The organism is Pseudoalteromonas sp. A3 (assembly GCF_025942345.1).
Taxonomy (GTDB): domain Bacteria; phylum Pseudomonadota; class Gammaproteobacteria; order Enterobacterales; family Alteromonadaceae; genus Pseudoalteromonas; species Pseudoalteromonas atlantica.
Genome location: NZ_JAPCKL010000002.1, coordinates 387,928 through 403,433 on the forward strand (window position 1 = coordinate 387,928; position 15,506 = coordinate 403,433).

A 15,506-nucleotide genomic window follows, 5' to 3' on the forward strand; every position below is an offset into this window, starting at 1 on the left:
CTACAAATTTATAAATCGAATGTGCGTGATATAGCAAGTACTATACGCTCATCAGCGTAATCGTAATCTAGGCTTGTGTCTTCAGCAGCAATCTCAATACCAAAGCCTTCGTAGCTAGTTTGGTACGCTAGACGGTAATGTTTGTATGATTTCTTTTGGTTTACATCCCATGCCCATTTTTCGCCATCAAGCGAATTAGAAATATCAAAGCTTGCACGAATGGCATGATTTGGGGCAATTTCAAAGGTGTGGGCAATCATAGAAATAACATGGCCAGCGCCTGTACCAAAGTAATCCCAGCTATACCAAAAGTTTAGCTCTGTTTGACCATACTCACTTGCATAGCCAAATTTTGTGTAGGCTTCGGCGTAGTTACCATCGCTGTTATTACCTTGGTATGTGTAATAAGCAATACCGTAATCAGCGCTAACCGTGTCAGTTAATTGCACGTATTTACCTAGGTAGGCATCAAGTTCAAAATCAGTGTCATCACCAAAATCTACATTAGATGCCCATGCACCTGCGTACACACCGCTGTCGAACGCGTAATCAAGGCTTGCTTGAATTGCAGGGTCGTTATCAGTTTGTGTTACACCGTTAAAAGTATAGTCAGATGCTGCTGTAATGGTTGTTGACCAGTTAGCTGACACCGTAGTTGATAAAAGAGCGAAAGGTAGCGCTACTGCTAGTTGTTTTAGTTTGTTATTCATTGTTGATCCCTAATGTACAGTTTCTATTTTTGTGTAATCTATTTTGTTTGCTTTTGGCGAACTGTCTATATTGTTAACCGTTTTAAATTTGCTGTAGCCAATAAACGCAGCACAACCAAAAAACAGTGCAATTACTAACGCGCCAACCCATTGAATTTGTAAAAACTCAAGCTTAAACAATAGGGTTAGTAACGAAAGGGCAACAATATTGAGTATCATATAGTTCATTTTACCTAAACGTTTAACCGTTAAGTTAAGGTTATCTGTGTATAAGCGTATTAATGAATCAAGCGAATTAATAACAAACACTATCCCAACAAATACCATCGCAAAGTTTTTAATACCCGCTGTTGAAATACCCATTTCGTGGTAGTGATAAAGTACGCTAAACCAAATCGCAATCGGAATAGATGGAAATATCAACATTGCACCTAATACTTGGTATGTTTTAAGGCCGCCTACAAAACGAGACGTAAATTGACCAATCATAATGCTCCACGCAAACCACCAAAATAGATAAAATTCATGGTAGTCATTAAGCGGTAAAACAAACTGATTTATATTGGCAAAGTAAGTACCAATTTCAGCAAGGTTATTGGTAAATGCCGACATTTCGCTATCACCAACGACAAAGGCACCTGCCCACATAAAGGCAATTAATGCGATAAATAACCACGTTGTAGAAATACTTAAAAAGCGCACGTATTTAATATCTGTACTTGAGTACACAGCAAAGCAAATAGCTGCAAATACAATAAAGTAGAAGGTAGGTATAACGCTCGAACCATCGCCTAGCTCTGGTAAGTACCACGGCAAGTTAGAAAGCAGTAGGTAAGCTGTAAAGGCACATGTGCCAATAATAACTACGTTATTAATGAACTTAACCCATGAAATTTCGAAAAATTTAACTTTGGGCTCTATTACACAGAAATAAAAGCACGTAAGAAAGTAAAATCCCCAGATCAAGAATCCCCAGTAGCCAAACTCAATAGCCAGTGGGTTTGCAAACGCGTATTCTGGGCTTGCTTTTATGTCTGCATAACCTGCAAATTCGGTTAATGGAAACATGATTAGGCCAACGTCTAGGCCTGAGGTAAATAAGATTGCGATAAAGGTAAAAGTTCTCACTGGTGTTACGCCTACTACGCGTACGTTACCCCATTTAAATAAAATAGTAATAACAGCAAGTAGCGTAAATATAATGCCAGCACTAAGCCATATAGTCATTATCGCCCTCCCAAAATGAATAAAAGTAACTCATAAGTTCTCCGTTTTTGTTTTATTACTTGCACAAACACCGCGTAACCAATTTACGCCGTGAGCCACTGCAAGTTGAACGTGCCCTACATAGTGTTAGGCACGTTATGGCTTAATTAAATCTCGCTATTACGTTGCGATGTTTGCCAATTACTGCTCATGGCAACGTTTACCGATGCCTGTGTAAGTGGGGTTTTACCTAAAATTAGATCAGCTGCTTTTTCTGCAACCATAATTGTAGGGGCATTTAAGTTGCCATTTGGCACCGTAGGGAAGATTGACGAGTCAACAACACGCAGCCCTTCAATACCGTGAACTTGGGTATTAGAATTAACCACGGCCATGTCATCTTCGCCCATTTTGCAAGAACAAGACGGGTGATAGGCACTTTCTACTGCTTGGCGTACAAAGGCATCTATTTCTTCGTCGGTTTGAATGTGCTTACCTGGTTGAATTTCTTCATCGCGGTAGTCATCAAATGCGCTTTGCTCAATAATGTCACGAGTTAGGCGCACACACGCTCTAAAGCCTTCAATATCGTCTTTATGCTGCAAGTAGTTAAATAAAATTTTCGGCGGTTGCTCAGGATTAGCTGATTGAATAGTGACACTACCACGGCTTTTAGGTTTGTTATGACCTACATGCACCTGAAAACCATGACCCGCAAATGCACTGCGCCCATCGTAGCGCATCGCCGCTGGTAAAAAGTGGTACTGAATATCTGGCCATTCAACGTCTGGTTTTGAGCGAATAAACGCACACGACTCAAAGTGGTTTGTTGCACCTAAGCCTTTTCGGGTCAGTAGCCATTTAGCGCCAATTAAGCCTTTTGAAATAAGACCTAATTTACCGTTTAAGGTAATAGGTTGTTTACACTTGTACTGAAAGTAAAACTCAAGATGATCTTGTAAGTTTTGACCTACGCCTGGTAAATGATGCTTTACCTCAACACCGGCTTCTTCAAGTATGGCTTTATCGCCAATCCCCGAAAGCTGTAAAATATGAGGTGAGCCAATTGGACCTGCACTTAATACAACGTCTTTAGTCGCATGCGCCGTTTTAAGAGTGCCATTTACTGTGTACTCAATGCCTGTGGCTTTTTTGCCTTCTAAAATCACTTTTTGTGCTAAAGCACCTGTAATAACTGTTAGGTTACTGCGTGATTTTACTGGGTCTAAATACTCGCGCGAGGCCGAACTGCGCACACCGTCTTTAACAGTCATGTGCATCGGGCCAAAGCCTTCTTGCTGAGCTGCGTTGTAGTCGCCTGTGTGTGCATACCCTGCTTCTACACCTGCTTTTATAAAGGTGGTGTAAAGCGGGTTTTGCATTTCGTTACCGTTATTAACGCCAAGCGGGCCTGCGCCACCACGGTGCGCATTTTCACCTAAATAAAAGCTTTCTGCTTTTTTAAAGTAAGGTAAGCACGACTGATAATCCCAGCCGTTAGCACCGTGTTGCTGCCACTCGTCAAAATCTTTCGCGTGGCCACGTACATATACCATGCCATTAATTGATGACGAACCGCCTAACACTTTACCGCGTGGGCAGTGCATTTCTCGGTTATCTAAATACGGCTCTGGTTGAGTGTGAAATTGCCATGCGTATTTATCTGTATTCATAGGAATAGAGAGCGCAGTTGGCATTTTTATAAATATACTTTTATCGCTACCACCGGTTTCTAGCAATAGCACTTTATTGTTTGTATCTTCAGATAAGCGATTTGCAAGTACACAACCTGCAGAACCGGCACCAACAATAATATAGTCGTAAGAGTTACTCATAGTTGCCACCTTAAAACGGGCTTTCTATGTCGGCCATGCCCACATAAATAGACTTAGTTTGCGTGTAATGATCAAGCGTTTCTATGCCATTTTCACGGCCAATACCTGATTGCTTGTAACCACCAACAGGCATTTCAGCAGGTGAATTACCATAAGCATTAATCCAACAAATACCGGCTTCTAATTGGTGAATAACACGGTGCGCACGTTTAATATCGCTAGTAAATACGCCTGCGGCTAAGCCAAGGTGTGTACCATTTGCACGGGCGATAACATCGTCTTCGTCTTCAAAAACAAGCACGCTCATAACTGGGCCAAAAATTTCTTCTTTAACAATAGTCATGTCATCGTTGCAATCGGTAAATACCGTAGGTGCTACAAAGTAGCCATTAGGCGCTGATTCAGGAGAAAGAGTTGTACCGCCAGTAAGTAGTGTTGCACCTTCGGCCAAGCCACTTTCTATGTAGCTCATTACCAATTCTTGATGCTTTTTAGAAATTAATGCCCCAAAGTTAGTATTTAAATCTTGTGGGTCGCCGGCAATAATATTTTGCTCAGTACGTGTTTTAAGCTCATCAATAAATTGTTGATAGACATTTTTATGAACATAAATACGGGTACAGTTAGTACAAATTTCGCCTTGCGTATAAAAGTTACCTAGCATGGCAGCACTGACTGCTTGCTCAATATTGGCATCTTCAAACACTAATAAAGGTGATTTACCACCTAATTCCATTGTTACGTCTTTTAATGTACCGGCAGCGCTTGCCACAACTTTTTTACCTGTGCCTACTTCACCAGTGAACGACACTTTGTCTATTTCACTGTGAGAGGTTAACCACTGACCTACATCACCCGCACCTTGCACAACGTTAAATACGCCGGCAGGTACGCCTGCTTCAACAAAAATTTCAGCTAGTTTAATAGCACCTAAAGGGGTTTCTTCAGAAGGTTTAAAAATAAACGCATTACCTGCGGCTAGGGCAGGGCCCGATTTCCAACATGCAATTTGCAGCGGGTAATTCCATGCACCAATACCAGCACAGATGCCTAGTGGCTCTTTGCGGGTATAGTAAAAGTCTTCGCCAACCATTTGCTGCTGGCCAACTTGCGCTGGTGCTAGGCCTGCAAAGTATTCAATTACATCTGCGCCTGTTTCTATATCAACGCAGTTAGCTTCTTGCATTGGTTTACCTGTATCAAGCACTTCAACTAAGGCAAGCTCGTCATTACGCTCACGCAATAAAGCAACCGCTTTTAATAAAATACGGCTACGTTCTATTGGGCTCATTTTTGACCATTGAGCAAAGCCTTGTTTTGCACTTTCGATAGCCGCGTTTTGAATAAATTCGTCGGCAACTTCTACCGAGTAAATAACTTCATCTGTGGCTGGGTTTTTTACATCAAAAGTTTCACCACTTTGGTTTGCAAGGAAGTGGCCGTTAATAAAGTTTTGATAGACAGGTGTAGTCACGCTAGGCTCCATATTGCTTGATGAGTGAATGTACATAGCTTTTTGCTAATGTTTCACTGTGTTTAAATTGGTTTTCGTCAGATTGACTTAATACTGCTCTTAACCATAGGCCATCAATCATGGCGGCGCTAAGTTCTGCAGCTTGTTTTGCTTGCTTTACGGGCATTAGTTGCTTAAAAGAAAATGCTAAATTACTTTGCAAGCGATTACTGTTTACATTTTGCAGCCTGTGCAGCTCTTGATCATGCATTGACTGCGCCCAAAAACTTAACCACGTACGCGTGGTGTCATTGCGCTGTTGAACAAGTGCAAAGTTGGCCTCAACAATAAACATCAAACGCTCAATTGCGTTGGTGGTTGGCTCAACTTTTTCAATTAATTCATTTTTTAAATTCGATAACAAATACCTAACGGTTGCCTCTATTAACCCCTGCTTACCACCAAAGTAATGGCTAATAATGCCGGATGATAAACCCGCATTTTTACTGATGGTGTTAATTGTTGTTCCTTGCAAACCGCGCTGTGCAACTGACTCAATGGTCGCGTCAATTAGCTGCTGACGCCTGACAGGTTCCATTCCGACTTTAGGCATAATTTTTATTAATTGAACGTTCAATAAAGATAAGCTTAATGTAATAGCTCTAACAATTCAAGGCACAAGTAAACAACCAGATACCAAGATGTAGATGGATTATTAATAAAAACGGGTTAATTTGTAGTAGTGCCATATGCAGGTCTTGATTAATAAAATTGCTTATATTCAATGAGTTATGTTTCTATTTTTAAATGGTAAAAATAGTAAGGATTTGTTTACGGGGTATGAGTAATAAAAAAGATAAATATTCGTTAGAATGGTAATAGTTAGAGTACGAAGGGTATTTTAAATAAGCAAACGTAACCATTTTACATGTTTAATTGGTGTACTAATTAAAAAAGTAGCAGTGTGTATTGGTTATAAGAGGAGGAGTTAAGGTTAAAAAAGGCGTGTAAATTAGGCGCTATTAATAACGCCTTTAAATAATAGCGGGTAGCGTCTAAGGCGATTACCTATGTAATCATCGGCTAAGATTTGTTGGCATATAAAATTAACATCGTTACTGGCCTCAAACACCCAGTCAAAGCGTTCAATAGCCAGTAAAAAACCGCGTTTAAGGTGAGTCTGTTCGCGGTATTCATTTAGGTTTCGACGGATTATCTCCAGCTTTTCTGGGTGCGCTTGCAGCTCAGTAATGACCTGATTTATAAACGAGGTGGTTTGCTTGTTTGTGGTGCGTTTACGAATGCGTCTTGGCTGCATTATTCCTCATTAGCAATGTTGTATAGCTTTTTTAAAAAGTCGTCTTTATGTTTGTCATGCTCATAATCTAGGTGATAAGCATTATGAAACCCAAAGCGCAATAATACGCCGCTACCTTCTAAGTAAATAGTGTAGCCGTCAATGTCAGAGTAAGCCGTAACACCTTGATAATGTTTACCAATATCATTTTGTTTACCGCGCTGCTGAATACGTTCGTACACAGAGAGGATCTGCTTGTTATCGAGTTCGTTTTTCATCATTAACCCTTTATTGTTTAAACCTATTACGTTTTATATATGAGGGTCGATCACCGTAAAAACAATGCCTAATAAGCGCTAAAATAATCTTGCTATTAACTGGTTTTACCTTATGCTCAAGCCTCATTTTTTGTTGAGCTTACACCATGATAGACAAGGCTTTACTGCTTAAAACTCGCGAACTGTCAGAGCAATTAATTGCTTTACAAACACCCATTAGAATACTCGATGCCATTAACTGGGATAAACAAATCAAAGAGGCGTTTTTTAGGCAAAAGTGCCAAAAAAATCCGCTAATCGATAGCGCCTATTACCAGCAACGAGATTTAGGATTTGTCCCCAGCGAATTACGCCAAGCGTTTTCTAACTTGCACCGCAATATTATTAACCAGTTAGGTCAGCTAAATCCTATTTCTCAATACATGGGTAAAATGTGTAGCGAGTATAAAACGGTGCTCAGTATGCTTGAGTATAGAGGAACGCCTGAGTTTCATGATTTGTCGGTAGAGCTTTTTGGTCACCCAAAAGATTTATTTCATGCAGGTGAACCTTCACTGTTCGAACTTGCCAATATGTTAGAAAAACCACTGCAAAACTTATTAATAGCCGATATTTTGCCTGATGATCCTAAAAATATTAATGCAAGTGATGCCGTGCGTATTCTGTCTGAGCAAGTGAATAGCAGTATGGCGGGTATTAATGTAGAGGTTATGCTCAGCGATGGGATTGTCAGTGATGCTGCTGCAGGTGCAAATAACATTAAGCTAAATCAAGATGTTAAATTCTCCCAGCGTGAGCTTGATATTTTAGAAGTGCACGAAGGGTGGATACACGTAGGTACAACGCAAAACGGGCTCGCTCAGCCTTATTTAACCTGTTTAAGTAAAGGGACGCCAAGCTCAACAGTGACTCAAGAAGGCTTAGCTGTTTTAACAGAAATAATTACCCTTAAATCAACGCCTAGGCGTTTATCAAAGTTAGTAAATCGTATTCAAGCAGTTACTAAAGTGATTGATGGCGCAGAGTTTGTTGATATATACCGTGACTACTTAGCGCAAGGGCTTTCAAAAGATGAAAGCTATACGTTAGCACAACGTGTTTTTAGGGGCAGCACGGCAACAGGCTTACCTTTTACTAAGGATATTGCTTACATTAAAGGATTTGTGCTGGTATATAACTTAATTCGTGTTGCTATACAGCTTGGGCGCATTGATCAGCTGCCATTATTGTTGGTCGGAAAAATATCGATTGATGATTTTAGACTTATATCGCAATTACATAGTTTAGGTGTAATAGAAAGCCCAAAATTTGTACCACCACATTTTAAAGATTTACGAGGTTTAGCAACGTGGCTAAGCTTTGGCAGATTTATAGGTGACTTATCGTTTGAACAGTTAGAAAACGACTATAAACCACTATTTTTGTAATTAGTAGCGCAGGTTGCTTTTATTAGAGCCTGCTTTGCTGATCAAAAAGGTAAACAAGCCCCAGTTATTTAACGCAATAAAAAAACGCAGTTGGAATGAGCAACTGCGTTGAAATGTATAGGTACAAGCCAGCGTACCTATAGCGAGGAACTTATTTTCTTAACCTGTTAATACTTGGCTGTGCATTTGCTCGTTTAATACAACGACCTCAGCACGTTTAAAAAAGTTAAAGTCGGTTGCTGTAGCAAGTGTGTAGGCACCCATCATACGGCTAATAATTAAATCGCCATTGTTTAGTTTTGGCAGCATAATTGAATCACTTATTACATCTATACTGTCGCATGTTGGGCCTGCAAGTACCGACTCAAAACGCTCGCCATCTTGTTTTGCACTATCGATAGGGTAGGCTGCTTCATCAAACATTAAACCGCTAAAAGAGCCATAAACGCCATCATCTAAGTAGTACCATGTTTTACCTTCGCGCGTGGCTTGTCCCATTACAGAGGCAACACTGGTTACACTACTTGCTACAATAAAACGGCCAGGTTCAGCAATAATTTGCATTGTTTCTGGTAATTGTGCCAGCGCGATATTAATAGGCGCACAAAATACATCAATTGGTAGCACATCTGCGCTGTACGGCACAGGAAACCCACCACCAATATCGAGCGTACTAAGTGCTGGTAAGCCTAACTCAGCCACCTGTTTAACCACTTTTGCAGATGCATTTATCGCTTCAACGTATTTAGTTGGGTTAGGTGATTGCGAGCCAACATGAAACGATAACCCTTTAATACGAATACCAAGTTGCTGGGCAAGGCTAATAATGTCGATTGCCGCCTCTGGGCTGCAGCCAAACTTTTTAGATAAATCAGCAAATGCATCTTTATTACGAAAGCTTAAACGCACTAAAATTTCGGCTTGATCTTTATAGGCAATAAATTTTTCAAGCTCGTTAATGTTATCCACCACAAACACTGTACAGCCGTAGGCAAGTGCGTCGCGAATGTCACTGTCGCGCTTTATTGGGTGCGTATGAATTGTACGCTCGCTTGGTACGCCTTGGCTTGCTACTAAGTCAACTTCGCCACTGGTTGCTAAATCAAAGCTTGCGCCTTCATCTAACAAAGTGCGCACGACAGCAGCATGCGGTAAAGGCTTTAAAGCAAAATGTAACACAACGCCAGGCAGTGCATGTTTAAGTGCACGGTATTGACGGCGTATAGCGTCGCAGTCAAGCACCATTAGAGGTGCGCCATATTGTGAAGCAAGTTGTTCAATGTGGGCAATACTCGGTTGCGCGCAATCAATTGCTTGATTTGCAGCAACCGCTGCTGCAGGTACTTTAGTTACGGTGTCTTGTCGTTGTGTTGATAAAGCCATTTTATTTTCCGAGTCAATTAAGCAACTGCTCGGGTATGGTGTATCCACGAGTCAGTTGAGTGAGATCAATAGTGCAAACGCACAGTCAAATTCACTCTTGGATAGTTGCTCTATCGCCTTGCTACAAACGGGGTTTGTAATGTACTCGGATTGGCTATCATCAAGAAGCGGCGAGATAATAATGTAGGTTTTTATTCAGCGCAATAAAAATTTTAAATAAATTTAAAATAATTTATTTGTTATTAAAATCATTAATTTATATTGATTTGTGGTGTTTATCTTGACGATTGATTTTACTCATCAGAGGTTAAGTATACGTGCTCTTGAGAGTAAGCAAGCATCATAGCGCTAGATGTATCAGCACTATAGGCTTGCTGTAAACTTTTTTGTAAGCGCTCGTAAATTTCGGGGGTGTTCATTAAAATATTGATGGTTTTTATTACTTTTTCGCCAAGTTCTGACTTACTACATGCAAAGTAGCCATTAACAAATTCTGGAAATTCAGCTATTTCACGACTATCTATTTGTGTTAGTTGCTCACTGGTGAGTGCACCAAGTACGTTAACCTCGTAATCAACAATCATGTCTATTCTATTATGGATGAGAAGTTGAGGTAGTTGAGAGCTGGTATCTTCTGAGCTTATCGCTGCAATTTGCTCATTATACTTTGTTAAAACAGGCTCAAGTTTTTGATAACTCGTTCCTGAGTCTACGGCAAGGGTAAAGTCTTTTTCTAGTAGTTGAGCAACAGAGACTCGTTCAGGAAAGTTTTGTAAGGTGCGTTTAAATGCGTATATTTTTCGTTGCTCGTAAATAGTAGTTGGTATATTTGAGAACAAAATATGTTTTTCACGCTCGGGCGTTTTTATTATATCGTAGCTGCACACTGCTTCATTACCCATAAGCCGCTTGATTAAACGAGCTTGGTTGGTCCACTGCAATTTAGTATTAATTGTATGATTGAGCAGGCTTTCGAACGTTTTATCTGAGTTTAAAAAGCCATCACTAGACGCATTCGCTCTAGAGAGTAATGTAAGTGGTTCATTTGCATGGCTCAATGATGATATAAGCAGTACATGCAAGATAATCAAAAATTTAGTAAATACAGGCATAAAACTTAGTGTAAATGTTCTAAATATTTTTGTCATAAAAAAAAGCCCAAACGGGCTTTTTTTAAGTTAAAACATTAAGGCATGTTTTATTTTTAACGCGCGTTAGTACTTTCAAAGATTTTATCAGCAGAGGCTGCAACAAACCCCGTGTAAAGCTCGCCATCGGCTTTAGGGTATCTAATGGCAAACTCATAAAAACAGCTAGGGATGCGCAGTTCGCCGTCGCTAAAGGTGACAGCATACTCATCTGCAAGGGTTGATGATTGCTCTAATAATACCTCTGGTGAGCCTTTTACTTCGCCGCCTGATGTATTTAGGGCGAAGCCTGCGTCTTTAAGTGCTTGGTTAACATCCTGAATATTGTCAAACTTAGCAAGCATATTAATATTTACAGTAAAGTGGTTTGCACGGTAGCCCCATGCCGACATCCACGCTGCGTACTCACTTTCAGCAAGTAACTGCTTGTATGTGTCGCTACTTACTTGCCAATGGGTACCTGAGTATAAAAAGTTATCGGCAGTTACTGCGTTTTCATCTATTTGCTCTACCATATCTGTCACAATGGCTTGTAACTCTGGTGAACACTTTTCAACTAATAGCTCTGAAATAAATACTTTAGGTTGCTTAGGATCGCTATGCTCGTAGTGTTTAGCATAGAGCTTTTTAGCTTCAAAGTGGTATTCACCACACTCTGTATAACCAAGTGCTAAAAAGTGCGCGGCTAGTTTTTCTAGGCCTACTTTTTCAATATTAAAGGTCCGCAGCGCAATATGGTCGTTAATAATGTCATCTTTTTGCGTTGAGCCTAATAAATCATGAATTTTATCTGCCGAGGGGGTAACGGCTAAATAGTTATCCCATAGGTTTTCAAATAATGTATTTACGTTAGTGTGCATGTTAAATCCTTAAATTGGGTTATTCACTTATTCAATTACTAAGCCTGGCGCTAAAGTTTGTGGCAGGTTTACCTTATCGGCCTCAACTGATGCTACAGGGTAGGCACAATAATCAGCGGCATAATACGCACTGGCTCTGTGGTTACCACTTGCGCCTATGCCACCAAACGGTGCTGCACTAGAGGCACCCGTAATAGGGCGGTTCCAATTGACGATGCCGGCACGAATGCGCTTTAAAAAGTGGCTGTAATCATCTTCGTTATCGCCAAGTAAGCCTGCAGATAAACCAAAGCTGGTGTTATTAGCCTCTGCTATTGCGCTGTCAAAGTCGTTGTAGCGATACACTTTTATAAGCGGGCCAAAGTGTTCTTCATCGGCCATGTTTGTAATGTTAGTTACATCAATAATACCTGGGCTTACAAACCCAGTGCCTGCTTTTAGCTGCTTAAGCTCAACAAGTATTTCGCCACCACTTGCAACTAATTCTTTTTGCGCTGCAACCATGCCTAAGGCGGCTTTTTCGCTGATCATGGCACCCATAAATGGTTGATCGCTTGCAAAGCTGTCATCAACAACAATGTTTTTAGTTGCGCTAACAAGTTTTTCTAAAATAGCATCGCCATTGAGCGATTTTTCAATAAACACGCGGCGTGCACAGGTACAGCGCTGGCCAGAAGTAATAAAGCCCGATTGAATAATATCGTGCACTGCAGCGCTTACATCGGCTACATTTTTAACGATTAATGGGTTATTACCGCCCATTTCAAGCGCTAATATTTTACCTGGGTGGCCTGCAAACTGTTTATGTAATAAATGGCCGGTGTTTGAGCTGCCGGTAAAAAATAAGCCGTCTATGTTTTGATGCGAAGCAAGAGCTTTACCTGTTTCTACTTCACCTTGCACTAGGTTAATAACACCTGCTGGTAAGCCTGCTTTTAACCAAAGTGATAAAGTAAATTCAGCAACGTGAGGGGTTAGCTCAGACGGTTTAAATAGCACGGTGTTACCCGCTAAAATAGCCGGTACAATATGGCCATTAGGTAAATGCCCAGGAAAGTTATACGGGCCAAATATAGCCACAACGCCGTGTGGTTTATGGCGTATAAAGGCTTTAGCACCCGGCATTGGGTTTTCAGTGGTGCCGGTACGCTCGTTGTACGCTTTAATCGAAATGGCCACTTTACCTGTCATAGCGCCTACTTCTGTGCGTGTTTCCCAAAGAGGCTTGCCGGTTTCGCGCGCTATAATGGCTGCAAATTCTTCGCTGTGCTCTTTTAATTGTGTTACAAAGTTTTCAAGTATGGTTATACGCGACTCAATAGGCGTATCTGCCCATTGTACTTGTGCGGTTCTAGCTGCATTGATTGCAGCATCTACTTGCTCAGCTGTTGCGCCATTACCTTGCCATACAACTTCGCCGTTACTCGGATTAACAGAGCTAAAAGCGGGGCCTTGGCCTGTATGCCATTGGTTATTTATAAGGTGTGTGTTCATACTTGTTTTACAGGCGGAAAAAACGCGCTGCATCTCCTTGGGATAAATTAAGGGCATCAGCCACTTCTTGGCTTATTACTAATGTGTGCTTAGCGTGGTTATAGTGGGCGTGCTGGGTAAAGGTTGCTCTAAACCCACTTACACCTTGATTACAAACGGCTAAAGTATCTGAGCTGTGCTGGCTAATATGTTCCAGCTCGCCAATAGCAATAGGGCATACTTGAGATTCACGAATACTTCGAATATTACCAAGCTTGGCTTCTACCGTTGGGCCTGCATCAAACAAATCAACGTAGCCACGGTGCTCAAAGCCTTCTTTTTCGAGCAGTTTAAGTGCGGGTTTAGTTTTTTCATGCACGTTGCCAATCACTGCTTGGGCTTTATTACTGAGTAGATTGACGTAAATAGGGTATTTAGGCATTAACTCACTAATAAACACTTTATCGCCAAGCCCCACTAAATGATCGGCCTTGGGAAACTCAATACTAAAAAAGTGCTCTTGCAGCCACTGCCAAAACGGTGAATGACCATCTTCGTCACTTACGCCGCGCATTTCAGCAATCACGGTATCGGCAAAGCGTTCGCTGTGCTGCGCCATAAATAAAAAGCGTGAGCGTGATAAAAAGCGCCCGGTTAAGCCTTTACGGCTGTTTTCGCGCAAAAACAAAGTACATATTTCAGAGCATCCGGTGTAATCGTTACACATGCTTAAAATATCAACGGTGTTATAAACATTAAGTGTAGGCGAGTGGTGTACTGTTTTACCTAAATGGTAATGATAAAGCGGCACCGATAAGCCAACAGCGGCTTCTATGGCGGTTGTTCCAATAACCTCACCTGTTTCACTGTCTTCTAAAACAAATAGGTAGCTTTCATCTAACGGCTGATTGATATTTTTAGCAAAGCTTTTTTCGGCGCGGTCTATTTTGTCTTTTAATAGCTGGTCGTCCACCGGAAGTGAGGTAAACCCATGGCCCGATTCAATCGCAATTTGCTTAAGTGCAGCAAAGTCTTCAGTGGTAATAGGACGTAATACTTGCATTTATTACTTGCTCCAACAGCGCGCCCTAAGGCGCGCTTAATTAAATTAGCCGTTTACTACGTCGCTTACTGCTTTTTCAAAGCGTGCTAGGCCTTCTTTAATATCTTCAAATGGAATAACTAAAGAAGGGGTAAAACGAATAACATTCATGCCTGCAACAAGGTTCATTAAACCATTGTTAGCACTGGCAACTAAAAAGTCACGTGCACGGCCTTCAAATTTATCGTTTAATACCGCACCAATAAGTAAACCTTTACCACGTACTTCACTAAATACGTTGTATTTTTCGTTTATTGCATTTAAACCATCGCGAAATAGTTGTTCACGCTCTTTAACGCCGTTGAGTAAATCCGGTGTGTTTACGGTGTCAAATGCAGCTTCTGCTACTGCACAAGCTAGTGGGTTACCACCGTACGTAGAGCCGTGCGTACCAACTTTTAAGTGCTCTGCGATATGAGTACGAGTGATCATAGCGCCAATAGGAAAACCACCGCCTAAAGCTTTAGCTGTCGTTAAAATATCGGGCACTACACCTAAACCTTCGTAAGCGTATAAATCGCCAGTGCGGCCAACGCCTGTTTGTACTTCATCAAAAATTAGCAGTGCATTGTGCTTGGTACATAACTCGCGTACTTTTTTAGCAAATTCATCTGTTGGTGAAATAATGCCGCCTTCACCTTGTAGTGGCTCCATCATTACGGCACATGTTTTATCACTGATAAGTGCTTCAAATGCTGCAATATCGTTATAATCACAATGCATAATGTCGCCAGGTTTAGGGCCAAAGCCATCAGAGTAAGCAGCTTGTCCGCCCACCGTTACAGTAAAAAATGTACGGCCGTGAAACCCTTTATTAAAGGCAATAATTTGCGATTTTTCTTCGCCGTGTTCGTCAAGTGCAAAACGACGAGCAAGCTTAAGAGCCGCTTCGTTGGCTTCTGCGCCTGAGTTTGCAAAATACACTTTATCAGCAAATGTCGCTTCAACCATTTTTTGTGCTAAACGCAGGGCTGGCTCATTAGTCATTACATTTGATAAGTGCCAAATTTTCTCGCCTTGCTCTTTTAAAGCAGATACAAGCGCTGGGTGACAGTGGCCTAAACAATTAACGGCAATACCGCCTGCAAAATCAATAAACTCATTGTTATTTTGATCCCACACACGTGAGCCTTCGCCGCGCACAGGAATAACTGCCGACGGATTGTAGTTTGGCACCATTACATCGTTAAATAAGTCTCTTGTTACTTGCATTATGTACACCTAAAAATTGTGAATATTGAATAAAGATTAGCAAAATAAAAACGTTAGCGTTTTCTCAGCTAGGTAATTTTTGTTATTAAGCACTATTATCGAAGGTTGTAGGTTAAATTTGC

14 protein-coding genes are annotated in these 15,506 nt (G+C 41.0%); 1 reads left to right on the forward strand and 13 read right to left on the reverse strand.

Annotation, left to right across the window (positions count from 1 at the left end; genetic code table 11):
* Positions 1-8: 8 nt before the first annotated feature.
* The 7 genes from OIZ54_RS04810 to OIZ54_RS04840 form a co-directional block, all read right to left on the reverse strand.
* Positions 9-710: a TorF family putative porin gene (locus OIZ54_RS04810; RefSeq protein ID WP_004586454.1), complete on the reverse strand. Its 702-nt coding sequence runs from the start codon at positions 708-710 to the stop codon at positions 9-11.
* A 9-nt stretch (positions 711-719) separates the two neighbouring features.
* On the reverse strand, positions 720-1,937 hold the full coding sequence (locus OIZ54_RS04815; protein WP_004586453.1) for a BCCT family transporter: 1,218 nt from the start codon (positions 1,935-1,937) through the stop codon (positions 720-722).
* A 146-nt stretch (positions 1,938-2,083) separates the two neighbouring features.
* A complete protein-coding gene (gene betA / locus OIZ54_RS04820) occupies positions 2,084-3,751 on the reverse strand; it encodes a choline dehydrogenase (RefSeq protein WP_264389871.1) in 1,668 nt (555 codons plus the stop codon).
* A gap of 10 nt (positions 3,752-3,761) precedes the next feature.
* Positions 3,762-5,225 carry a betaine-aldehyde dehydrogenase gene (gene betB / locus OIZ54_RS04825; protein ID WP_264389872.1) on the reverse strand — a complete coding sequence of 488 codons (1,464 nt, stop codon included), beginning with the start codon at positions 5,223-5,225 and terminating at the stop codon, positions 3,762-3,764.
* Position 5,226: 1 nt separating this feature from the next.
* Positions 5,227-5,802, reverse strand: coding sequence for a transcriptional regulator BetI (betI, locus tag OIZ54_RS04830; RefSeq protein ID WP_264389981.1), 576 nt, complete (start codon positions 5,800-5,802; stop codon positions 5,227-5,229).
* A 414-nt stretch (positions 5,803-6,216) separates the two neighbouring features.
* Complete coding sequence (locus tag OIZ54_RS04835; RefSeq protein WP_024031789.1) at positions 6,217-6,522, reverse strand: hypothetical protein; 306 nt, start codon at positions 6,520-6,522, stop codon at positions 6,217-6,219.
* A complete protein-coding gene (locus OIZ54_RS04840) occupies positions 6,522-6,779 on the reverse strand; it encodes a DUF3081 domain-containing protein (protein ID WP_024031788.1) in 258 nt (85 codons plus the stop codon). Before OIZ54_RS04840 ends, OIZ54_RS04835 begins: the two co-directional genes overlap by 1 nt.
* A 146-nt stretch (positions 6,780-6,925) precedes the next feature.
* Here OIZ54_RS04840 and OIZ54_RS04845 point away from each other — a divergent pair, with 146 nt between their 5' ends.
* Positions 6,926-8,206 (forward strand): flavohemoglobin expression-modulating QEGLA motif protein, encoded by a 1,281-nt coding sequence (locus tag OIZ54_RS04845; RefSeq protein ID WP_256846284.1) that lies wholly within the window; start codon positions 6,926-6,928, stop codon positions 8,204-8,206.
* 159 nt (positions 8,207-8,365) lie between these two features.
* Here the strand turns inward: OIZ54_RS04845 and OIZ54_RS04850 are convergent, their stop codons facing one another.
* The 6 genes from OIZ54_RS04850 to OIZ54_RS04875 all read right to left on the reverse strand — a co-directional run bounded on the left by OIZ54_RS04850 (position 8,366) and on the right by OIZ54_RS04875 (position 15,384).
* Entirely contained in the window at positions 8,366-9,589 is a 1,224-nt protein-coding gene (locus OIZ54_RS04850; protein WP_264389873.1) for a type III PLP-dependent enzyme, read from the reverse strand.
* A gap of 293 nt (positions 9,590-9,882) precedes the next feature.
* Positions 9,883-10,737 (reverse strand): transporter substrate-binding domain-containing protein, encoded by an 855-nt coding sequence (locus tag OIZ54_RS04855; protein ID WP_264389874.1) that lies wholly within the window; start codon positions 10,735-10,737, stop codon positions 9,883-9,885.
* Between the two features lie 56 nt (positions 10,738-10,793).
* Positions 10,794-11,597 carry a DUF1338 domain-containing protein gene (locus OIZ54_RS04860; RefSeq protein ID WP_248462003.1) on the reverse strand — a complete coding sequence of 268 codons (804 nt, stop codon included), beginning with the start codon at positions 11,595-11,597 and terminating at the stop codon, positions 10,794-10,796.
* A gap of 27 nt (positions 11,598-11,624) precedes the next feature.
* Positions 11,625-13,091 (reverse strand): succinylglutamate-semialdehyde dehydrogenase, encoded by a 1,467-nt coding sequence (gene astD, locus OIZ54_RS04865; protein WP_264389875.1) that lies wholly within the window; start codon positions 13,089-13,091, stop codon positions 11,625-11,627.
* 7 nt (positions 13,092-13,098) lie between these two features.
* Positions 13,099-14,133, reverse strand: a complete 1,035-nt coding sequence (gene astA, locus OIZ54_RS04870) for an arginine N-succinyltransferase (protein WP_264389876.1) — start codon at positions 14,131-14,133, stop codon at positions 13,099-13,101.
* Between the two features lie 45 nt (positions 14,134-14,178).
* A complete protein-coding gene (locus OIZ54_RS04875) occupies positions 14,179-15,384 on the reverse strand; it encodes an aspartate aminotransferase family protein (protein WP_264389877.1) in 1,206 nt (401 codons plus the stop codon).
* Positions 15,385-15,506: the final 122 nt, after the last annotated feature.

What these genes read in the sequence shown, in the direction of transcription:
- betI (WP_264389981.1), bottom strand. Translation starts at nt 5,802, where the DNA reads ATGGAACCTGTCAGGCGTCAGCAGCTAATTGACGCGACCATTGAGTCA.
- astA (WP_264389876.1), bottom strand. Translation starts at nt 14,133, where the DNA reads ATGCAAGTATTACGTCCTATTACCACTGAAGACTTTGCTGCACTTAAG.
- OIZ54_RS04835 (WP_024031789.1), bottom strand. Translation starts at nt 6,522, where the DNA reads ATGCAGCCAAGACGCATTCGTAAACGCACCACAAACAAGCAAACCACC.
- betA (WP_264389871.1), bottom strand. Translation starts at nt 3,751, where the DNA reads ATGAGTAACTCTTACGACTATATTATTGTTGGTGCCGGTTCTGCAGGT.
- OIZ54_RS04840 (WP_024031788.1), bottom strand. Translation starts at nt 6,779, where the DNA reads ATGAAAAACGAACTCGATAACAAGCAGATCCTCTCTGTGTACGAACGT.
- OIZ54_RS04810 (WP_004586454.1), bottom strand. Translation starts at nt 710, where the DNA reads ATGAATAACAAACTAAAACAACTAGCAGTAGCGCTACCTTTCGCTCTT.
- OIZ54_RS04860 (WP_248462003.1), bottom strand. Translation starts at nt 11,597, where the DNA reads ATGCACACTAACGTAAATACATTATTTGAAAACCTATGGGATAACTAT.
- OIZ54_RS04845 (WP_256846284.1), top strand. Translation starts at nt 6,926, where the DNA reads ATGATAGACAAGGCTTTACTGCTTAAAACTCGCGAACTGTCAGAGCAA.
- OIZ54_RS04875 (WP_264389877.1), bottom strand. Translation starts at nt 15,384, where the DNA reads ATGCAAGTAACAAGAGACTTATTTAACGATGTAATGGTGCCAAACTAC.
- astD (WP_264389875.1), bottom strand. Translation starts at nt 13,091, where the DNA reads ATGAACACACACCTTATAAATAACCAATGGCATACAGGCCAAGGCCCC.
- OIZ54_RS04850 (WP_264389873.1), bottom strand. Translation starts at nt 9,589, where the DNA reads ATGGCTTTATCAACACAACGACAAGACACCGTAACTAAAGTACCTGCA.
- OIZ54_RS04855 (WP_264389874.1), bottom strand. Translation starts at nt 10,737, where the DNA reads ATGACAAAAATATTTAGAACATTTACACTAAGTTTTATGCCTGTATTT.
- OIZ54_RS04815 (WP_004586453.1), bottom strand. Translation starts at nt 1,937, where the DNA reads ATGACTATATGGCTTAGTGCTGGCATTATATTTACGCTACTTGCTGTT.